This is a genomic window from Bartonella sp. AA86SXKL, from assembly GCF_042196885.1.
The window spans coordinates 1-9970 of the sequence record NZ_JBHIRE010000029.1 but is presented as its reverse complement, the minus strand read 5'-3'; the positions used below and the strand labels follow the sequence as shown (position 1 = coordinate 9970).

Below are 9970 nucleotides of genomic sequence, written 5' to 3'. Positions count from 1 at the left end.
CGATGCGCTATCTCATAGATTATGAAGGTCTTGGCAAGAAGCTTCTCAAAGGTGTTGGTGTTCCACGGGCCAGTTTTGTTCCTCTTGGAAACTTTGGGGCTTTAGATGAAAAAGAAGGGCAACCCTTTACATTTGATATTGCAAAAGCCAAGCAGCTTTTAGCAGAAGCTGGTTATCCGAATGGATTTGAGGCAAATTTTCTCGTATCAAATGCTCCTTATAGGGTGTTACTTGCTCAGTCACTCCAAGATAGTGCTGCACAGGCGGGCGTGCGTCTTAAAATTGAACGGATGGCCGGTACACAGTTGTTTTCTAAACTTTATGCACGGGCTTTTGATACGATTTTTGTCGGATGGAATAACGATTCTGCGGATCCTCATACCATGGCTTCACGTCTTGTTTATAATCCAGATAATCGGCTTGAGGCAAAAAACACCGCCTATCCTAGTTGGCAATATGGGTATTTGGATGAAACGATGAATCAAAAGGTTCAGGATGCATTGTTTCAAAAAGATCCACAAAAACGGGCACAACTCTATGCTGATTTACAACGTGAATTGATGCAAAAAGGACCTTATGCGTTTATCTTTCAGAAATATACTGTTATCGCGATGACGCCTGATATCAAAAAGTGGGTTTGGAATAGTGCACCACATATTTTTTATAGTAAAATTGAAAAATAAGAGTGTCTTCAATGCTGTTCAATAGATAAAGGGCATCGTCATGATATATTTCGGCGTATTGTATAAATTTTAAGCTTTGCAATGCGTCGAAGATCATAGGTAATGCGTGATATATTGTTGAATGTCTTTTCAAGACATTCGTTTAAAGATATTTTTCATTCTCATTAGAGGTGTATTTATGTGGATACTAAGATTGAATATTTCAATTTCTCTGAATTAGAAAGTGGTCAATTTATTTGTTAAAAAACTGAGTATAACATAAAGAAACGAAGTGTAACAAATGTTGTGGAATTTAGTAGTGCTAAAGGTGCAAAGGGTTTGCGATGTTGAAGGAAAATTTTGTTATGGGTGGGTAAACAAGGGATATCAGTTTTTTATGGCGTTTATATTTTCTTTTGCTTGGAAAGATGATGAGATGCCAATTGAAGGGTGCTGTTTTATGGGGAGTGATGAAAAAATTAAATTTCCTTTTGAAGAAGGAATAAAAGTCGTTGCATTTGGCAAACTAACGAATTTTCCTGTTTTATCAAATCGTCAAATTATTATGAAGGCTCTTTGTTATTAAGGCACTTGAGCCGAAAGGGGTAGTGCTTTGATGATATACAAAACACCGGAAAAAATAAGAGATAAGCTTGCTTAACAAGATAGAGAAAAAATATTGCTTTTATAGTCTTCAATAGTAGGCGTTATGATATTGTGAATAAGCTCTATTGTTGGTGAGCGTTCATTGTATATCAGAGTGTTTTTCTTTGTATGTTTTGGTTTGGCTTATAAGTGTAGGCAGGAGGAGCCATTGGCAAGAGGTGCTTGTTCTTAAAGATTTTAAAACTTGGTTTTTAGAAGCCTATAGTTTGTCTAAACTTAATTATTAAGCACGTTTTGCTGCATGGGGAATTTATACAATAACGTTAAAAGGAAAATTCTATGAACGTGAAAAGAAAAATATTGAAAAAGAGCAGTTCTTTTGTTTCTGTTGTTCTTGCAATGGGGATGTTTGTGCAACAAGTTTCAGCAAAAACACCTACTGATACCCTTGTAATGGCTTTGAATCTTGATTCAATTGAGACTTTTGATCCTGCGCAGATCAATGAACGTTATGGCAATGAAATTATTGCTAATATTTGTGATAACTTAATCGATTCCGCTACAGATGATGCAGCTAAAATAGCGCCTTCTTTGGCAAAGAGTTGGGATGTTTCAAATGAGGGTGGGGGTACAGTTATTACTTTTCATTTGCGTGATGATTTGAAGTTTAATGATGGTCGGCCTGCTGGTGCTCATGATCTTGTTTGGGGGATGAAGCGGGTTGTTAAATTGAAGTTGTCTGCAGCAGCTATATTTAACGAATATGGAATTACAGAACAAAATATTGATTCTACTCTTCAAGCCCCCGATGAGAAAACAGTGGTGATGAAATTTGATAAGCTTTATCCAGCAGAGATCATCCTTGGCCATATTCTTACTACTCGTGTTGCTGCTTTACTTGATCGTGAGACACTTATGAAACACGAACAAGATGGTGATATGGGAAATCGCTATTTGGCAAGTCACGCTGCTTGTGTTGGTCCTTATCAATTAGTCAACTGGCGTTCTGGAGAGGCGATTTTGTTGCGTGCAAGTTCCTATCATTGGGGAGAGGAAGCAAAATTGAAGCAGATTCTCATTCGTCATATTGCTGAGCCTGGAACACAACGTTTGTTGTTGGAAAAACACGATATTGATGTGGCACGTAATTTGATGCCTGAAGATATAACAGATCTCCAAGTAACAACAGATATTAAGATTGAAAAAGTGTTAGCTCCATCTGTGATAATGTGGGGGTTCAATACGACAAATCCTATTTTTGCCAATGAAAAGGTGCGTTTGGCAATGCGCTATCTGATCGATTATGACACTCTGGGAAAGACTCTTCTTAAAGATGTTGGTATTCCACGGGCAAGCTTTATTCCCATTGGTAATCTTGGAGCTTTGGATGAAAAAGAAGGGCAACCCTTTAAACTTGATCTTGAAAAAGCCAAGCAGCTTTTAACAGAAGCAGGTTATCCAAATGGTTTTAAAGCCAATATTTTTGCAGGGAAATCTCCTTATCCTTTTGCTTTACCTATTGCACAGTCTATCCAGGACAATGCAAAAAAAATAGGTGTGCACTTTAAGATTGAACATTTTGTAGGGACACAGTTGTTTTCCAAACTTTATGCACGTAGCTTTGATACAATTTTTATGGGATGGAATAACGATTCTGCAGATCCTTATACAATGGCTTCACGTCTCGTTTATAATCCGGATAATCGGTTTGAGGCTAAAAACACAGGCTATCCTAGTTGGTGCCACGGCTATTTGGATGAAGATATGAATAAGAAGGTTCAGGCAGCTCTGTTTCAAAAAGATCCACAGAAACGGGCACAAATGTATGCTGATTTACAGCGTGAATTAATGCAAAAAGGACCTTATGCGTTTATCTATCAGACATATAATATTATTGCTATGACACCTGATGTTAAAAAATGGGTGTGGAATAGTGCACCACGTATTTTTTATAATGCCATTGAAAAATAAGCACGTTTAAAATGTTGTAATATACAACAGTGAATGTGATGATAATAACTTCGGTGTTTTGCATAGAGTTTAAAGCTTTGCAAAATATCGAAGTTTATCGGTAAAGTGCATTATAGAGTAACTCGAAGATACTCTTCTTTAGAGAGGGACTATGCATTTTTATAGAACAAGTATATATAGATATTAAGATTGTAGATTTCAATCTTAAGTGAAGAAAAAAATAATAAATTTGCCGGTTAAAGAAATGGGCATACTGAATATGAGCAGAATTTAGTATTTTGTAGAAAAAGTGAGGAACCTTAAAATGTGCTATTGAGAAAAAAGTTAGTTATATGCAGGTGCGTTGGGGGAATATGGGATTATTGTGGAGCTGGTGCTTCAAATTATACCGCTTTTCCTTAAAAAATGATGAGATGCTGAGACTGCCCTTTAATATGGGTCCTGGAAAGTCCAAATGTCCTTGTGAGGAAGGAGAGGAATGTCCATGGTTAGAAACTATACTTATGAGGATTGTCAAAATATCGAAGGATGAGTGAGCTTTTAAAGCAACTGAAGTTGGTTCTCTGAGAACTCTTTTGAGAAAATAGGAAAAAGACTTTTAAAGCAGAAGTCCTGTTTGATGCGATAAAAAAATCTTTGGCTTGTATGATCAAAGTTATTGGTGCTGTGACATCACCAACAGGCGCTGTCATTTGTGGTATTATTCATTGTTTATCAGATCATTTTTCGTTGTCTCTTTTGCTTTAGTTTACCAATATTGCTCAAGGGGTTGCTCCTGCTGTTTAAAGGGTTTGATATTTTATCTTTAGGAGGTGTGCTTTAAAAGCCTGATTTTTTTTATTTTTGCACGTTACTGTTGCAAGGAAAATTTATACAACAAACTTTAAAGAGATAAGTCTATGAATTTAAAAAGAAAGATATTTAAAAGGAGCAGTTGTTTTATTTCTGCTTTTATTACTTTTGGGATGTTTGTGCAGCAAGTTTCAGCAAAAACACCTGCTGATACCCTCGTGATGGCTTGGGATCTTGATGCGATCAGTAATTTTGATCCTGCGCAGCTCAATGACCGGTATGGAGCTGAAATTGTTATCAATGTTTGTGATAATTTGGTTGATTCTGCTAAAAATGATGGAGTTAAAATCGTTCCTTCTTTGGCAAAGAGTTGGGATGTTGTAAGCGATGATCAGAGTACGGTGATTACTTTTCATTTGCGCGATGATTTGAAGTTTAATGATGGTCGGTTTGCTGGTGCTCATGATCTTGTTTGGGGAATGAGGCGGGTTGTCAAATTGAAGCTATCTAATGCGGCAACTTTTAATGAATATGGTATCACAGAACAAAATGTTGATAAGGCTTTTCAAGCCCCCGATGAGAAAACAGTGGTGATGAAATTTGATAAACCTTATCCAGCAGAACTTATTCTGAGCAATATTTCTAGGAATCGTACTGTTGCTCTGCTTGATCGTGAGACACTTATGAAACACGAACAAGATGGTGATATGGGAAATCGCTATTTGGCAAGTCACGCTGCTTGTGTTGGTCCTTATCAGTTAGAAAGTTGGCGTCCTGGAGAAGGGATTTTGTTGCGTGCAAGTACCATTTATTGGGGAGAGGCACCCAAATTGAAGAAGATCTTAATTCGTCATATTGCTGAGCCTGGAACACAACGTTTGTTGTTGGAAAAACACGATATTGATGTGGCACGTAATTTAACGCCAGAGAATATAGCAGATCTCCAAAAAACAACAGATATTAAAATTGAAAAAGTGTTAGTTCCATCCCTGATAGTATGGGGGTTCAATACAACGAATCCTATTTTTGCCAATGAAAAGGTGCGTTTGGCAATGCGTTATTTGATCGATTATGACACTCTGGGAAAGACTCTTCTTAAAGATGTTGGCATTCCACGGGCAAGCTTTATTCCTCTTGGTAATTTTGGGGCTTTGGATGAAAAAGAAGGGCAACCCTTTAAACTTGATCTTGAAAAAGCCAAGCAGCTTTTAATAGAAGCGGGTTATCCAGATGGTTTTGAGGCCAATATTTTTGCAGGAAAATCTCCTTATCCTTTTGCTTTGCCTATTGCTCAGTCTATCCAGGATAATGCAAAAAAGATAGGTGTGCACTTTAAGATTGAACATTTTATCGGTACACAGTTGTTTTCCAAACTTTATGCACGTAGCTTTGATACAATTTTTATAGGATGGAATAATTCTTCTGCGGATCCTCATACAATGGCTTCACGTTTTATTTCAAATCCTGATAATCGGTTCGAGGCTAAAAATACAGGCTATCCTAGTTGGTGCCACGGCTATTTGGATGAAGATATGAATAAGAAGGTTCAGGCAGCTCTGTTTCAAAAAGATCCACAGAAACGGGCACAAATGTATGCTGATTTACAGCGTGAATTAATGCAAAAAGGACCTTATGCGTTTATCTATCAGACATATAATATTATTGCTATGACACCTGATGTTAAAAAATGGGTGTGGAATAGTGCACCACGTATTTTTTATAGTGCAATTGAAAAATAAGAAGGTATCAAGTTTATAAAATATAAAAAACATGATCATGATATATTTGATGTATTGCAAAGCTCTTTAACACTTTGCAATACGTTGAATTTTATCGGGAATGGATTACTATGTTGTATCGAGAATTTTATTTCAGGAATTCTTATGAAAGATGCTTTTGTGTGGATGTTAGGATTGAATATTTTAACTTCTATTGATACAATTTTCGGATGAAATAATGACTCTAGACATCCCCATACAACGGCTTCAAGTTTTTTTTACAACCCTGATAATCGATTTGAAATTAAAAATATAAGCTGTTCTAGCCGGTGTTATGGGTATTTTGATGAAGCTATAAATCAAAAGTTTAAAGATGTGTTGTTTCAAAAAGATTCACAGAAACGGGCGTAAAGAATTGAAAAATGGTAAGTTTGTTTAGTGAAAAAACAGGTGTAACAAATGTGGCAGAATTCACTGTTTCCGAAATAGCAGGGGCTCTAAAGCGTGTTGTTGAAGAAAAGTTTGGTTATGTACGGGTGCTTGGGGAGATATCAGGGTACCGTGGTACTCATGCTTCGGGACATGCTTATTTTGCTTTAAAAGATGATAAGGCACGGTTGGAAGCTGTTATTTGGCGTGGAGTTATGGAAAAGCTCAAATTCCCTCCTGAAGAAGGGATGGAAGTAGTTGCTGTTGGTAAACTTACAACTTATCCAGGGTCATCGAAATATCAAATTGTCATTGAGGCTCTTGAACCAACGGGGGTTGGTGCTTTGATGACACTTCTTGAAAATCGTAAGAAAAAGTTTTTAGAAGAAGGCTTGTTTGATGAAGAAAAGAAAAAACCTTTGCCTTATATGCCTCGAATTTTAGGCGTTGTAACATCACCAACAGGTGCTGTTATTCGTGATATTATTCATCGTATATCCGATCGTTTTCCGTTGCATATTTTGGTTTGGCCTGTACGTGTTCAGGGGGGAACAAGTGGGAGGGAAGTGGCTGTTGCTGTTGAAGGTTTTAATGCTCTTGGTCCAGGTGGACTTATTCCAAAACCTGATCTTATTATTGTTGCACGGGGAGGGGGAAGTTTAGAAGATTTGTGGGGGTTTAATGACGAAGCTGTTGTTCGTGCTGTTTATGAATCTTCTCTTCCTGTTATTTCTGCTGTTGGGCATGAAACGGACTGGACCTTGATTGATTATGTGGCTGATTGGCGCGCTCCAACTCCTACCGCCGCAGCAGAACGGGCTGTTCCTGTTAAGCTTGATCTCGAGGTGCTGGTGGCATCGCTTGATGCACGTTTGCGCAAGGGACTCGCGCGTTATTTGGATTTTTATCGACAAAAATTGCGTGCTACTCTACGAGCTCTTCCGACTGCCGATCAACTTTTTGCTCTACCACGGCGTGGTTTGGATGAAACTTCAAGTCGATTGCAGCGTGCTCTTTGTGTAAGCTACGATAAAAAACGTTTTTCTTTTCATGCACTTGGTGTGCGTCTTTCACCGCGTTTGTTAAATAGTGAAAAAGAACAACGCAATACAAAGGAATATACGGCACGTCTTCAGCGTGCTTTTGTGCGTAGTGTGGAAAAACAACGTGCTGGGTTAGAGGTAGTATCTAGGCTTTTAAGAAGCACTTCATATCAGAATATTTTGGAGCGCGGTTTTGTTTTGGCTTTGGGGAAAGATCATAAGCCCATTAAACGATTGGTTCAGTTTCCTGAAACAGGGCAAATAAATTTACGCTTTTTTGATGGAGATATCAGTGTTGCAACACAAGAGCCTATTTCCGCTAAAAGATCAAAACACAAGCAGATAAAGTCGCCAAGCGATGATCAAGGAACTCTCTTTTAATACGGTTAATGCCATGCTTGTGGAAGGTCTTCTTAAGGGAGTGGATGGAAAAGTTCGTTGCGCATGGGCTGGAACGGATCCACTTTATTGTGCTTATCATGATACCGAATGGGGAAAGCCTGTTTTTGAGGATATTCGTTTGTTTGAGAAAATTTGTCTTGAAGGTTTCCAAGCAGGGCTTTCTTGGTTTATAATTTTAAAAAAACGCTCTTTTTTTCGCGTTGCATTTGATCACTTTGACTTTGAAAAGATTGCTCATTATGATGAGCTAAAGGTGCAAATGTTAATGCAGAATAAAGACATTGTTCGCCATCAAGGAAAAATTCAATCAGTGCTTAATAATGCATTGAGAGCACAAGAAATTATAACAGAGTGGGGGAGTTTGTCCCACTATTTTTGGTCTTTTCAACCACCACAATCGGAGCGTTATGAAAAAATAGATTTTCAAACACTGTTAGCTAACCCTATGACACCTGCTTCTTTTCGTCTTTCTCAAGACTTGAAGAAACGTGGTTGGACATTCGTTGGCCCCACAATTTGTTATGCTTTTATGCAGTCCGTAGGAATTGTTAATGATCATCTTGAAGGATGTTTTTGTCGATAAATTGGCAAACTTTCTTTTGTAAGAATAATGATTAATAGGATAATAATTGAATTATTTAATAAATGTATAAATTATACAATTCCGCTGTATAAGATAATTGAAATATACAAACTATACAATATTAATGATTTTCTATTGTTGTTGGCACTAAAAACGATAAAGGTATAATTTTGAGGATGAAAAAACAGACGCAAAAAGGAGTGATATCTTAACTGTTATGTATCTGAAGTGAGATAATGGTAATGTCTTGTATGTTTTAAAGAAACATCTAGTTACACCAAAGCCCATTTTGCGACGCAGCTCATGAATACTATGACAGTAAATCCATCGTGCACTCCATCTTTACGCTTATGAAGGAGAAGATCGGCACCATCACACATTTACTAGCTCTCAATGTTTCAACAGTCTTTAGCATTTGTAATGGTTCAGAAGAGGTGTTTTTATTTCCGTTAGTGACATGACCGTTATAATTAATGAATATTTTATTCATGTTTATTGACGAATGCAAAGTGGTTTTTAGATGGGGTGCTGTTGTTGCATTGTTTTACTTTGCTTGTATGACTGTTGGTTTATTTATATGTAGGTCGATTGCCCAATGCTTACCTAGGCAATATAAAATGAAATGCAGCGATGAAAAATTGAAGTTAAATGACTCAAGCTGCTTGTGTTAGGTTTTATTATCTGATAACTTTCCTTCACTAGAGAGGAATTTTGCTGCGTGTGAGCTCCAGTTTTGGGAGGATACTTAAGCTCAGAAAGACTGGTATTCACTGCATTGCTTCGTTGAATCTCTGTATGTTTCCGCTGGAAACGAGAGTTTTGTTGCGGTATGTTGCTTTCTGTTCTATTTTTATAGTGGTAAAGCAATGATGCACACTAAAGTTTAGAAGGTTTTATATTCGTTATGTCTTTGGGGGGGAAGTGTCTAATAAATTTTGTTTTTATCAATGGGGGGATGCATTTTAGTGTATATTCTTTTATTGTAAGCTTTATTTCTCAAAAGATAAAGCGTGGAAGGAATGATTCTTCTCATTTTTCCTTTATCTTTGTTAACGCGTTTGGTTTTGTTGGTAAAAACGTAAAACTTTTGACACTTAGTTTTCAAAAGATTAAGCAGATTTTTGTGGGGGGTAGCGTTTTAGAAAAGATACTTTCTTATGTCTTTCTGCTGTTTCAGTGTCGTTTTGGTCATGTAGTAAAGATGCGCCGCATCTTGAAACTGAGTGTTTGAGGGGGATGACTATTTTTAAAGTTTGCATATTTTATTTTAAATGTCGCTTAAAGGAATAGAATAATGAATTCATAAATTTTTGCGTAATGATTTTTTTTAAGCTCACTATTTTTTTTGGGCGACAAGGCTTATTGATGATTAATAGGGAACTGATATAGTGCATTATCATATGCAAAGAGGTTATGAAAAGAATGTAATACTGGTTAGCAAAACATATATTGCATGTTCGCTATGGTTTATTGAGACGTAAGTCAATGAACTTTATCAAGTAGATGATTCTGTGTAGGTGATTAGAAATATAGGCGATTAGAACGTATTTATTCAATGTTATAATTATAAATTTGCTATATTATTTCAGCGTCATTAATTGATAAAAATAAATAAAGGGAAAAGTTCATGAACTTGAAGAAAACAATATTGAAAAGTAGCAGCTCTCTTGTTTCTGTTCTTATGGCATTGGCGATGGTTGCACAACAAGCTTCAGCAAAAACACCGGCTGATACCCTTGTGATGGCTTGGAATCTTGATGCAAT

The 9970-nt window shown here is 36.9% G+C and carries 6 protein-coding genes; all 6 read left to right on the top strand.

From position 1 onward, the window contains the following. Positions 1-683: ABC transporter substrate-binding protein (locus tag ACFIO5_RS08515; RefSeq protein WP_375684202.1), on the top strand; the 683-nt coding region annotated here is incomplete at its 5' end. Between the two features lie 376 nt (positions 684-1059). Next, positions 1060-1248: a hypothetical protein gene (locus tag ACFIO5_RS08510; protein ID WP_375633886.1), complete on the top strand. Its 189-nt coding sequence runs from the start codon at positions 1060-1062 to the stop codon at positions 1246-1248. A 359-nt stretch (positions 1249-1607) separates the two neighbouring features. Further along, positions 1608-3239 (top strand): ABC transporter substrate-binding protein, encoded by a 1632-nt coding sequence (locus tag ACFIO5_RS08505; RefSeq protein WP_375701317.1) that lies wholly within the window; start codon positions 1608-1610, stop codon positions 3237-3239. Positions 3240-4138: 899 nt separating this feature from the next. Beyond that, positions 4139-5770, top strand: a complete 1632-nt coding sequence (locus tag ACFIO5_RS08500; RefSeq protein ID WP_375633885.1) for an ABC transporter substrate-binding protein — start codon at positions 4139-4141, stop codon at positions 5768-5770. Positions 5771-6171: 401 nt separating this feature from the next. Beyond that, positions 6172-7602 carry an exodeoxyribonuclease VII large subunit gene (gene xseA / locus ACFIO5_RS08495; protein WP_375637105.1) on the top strand — a complete coding sequence of 477 codons (1431 nt, stop codon included), beginning with the start codon at positions 6172-6174 and terminating at the stop codon, positions 7600-7602. After that, positions 7580-8206: a DNA-3-methyladenine glycosylase I gene (locus ACFIO5_RS08490; protein ID WP_375618649.1), complete on the top strand. Its 627-nt coding sequence runs from the start codon at positions 7580-7582 to the stop codon at positions 8204-8206. The genes xseA and ACFIO5_RS08490 overlap by 23 nt, the downstream gene beginning before the upstream one ends. Positions 8207-9970: the final 1764 nt, after the last annotated feature.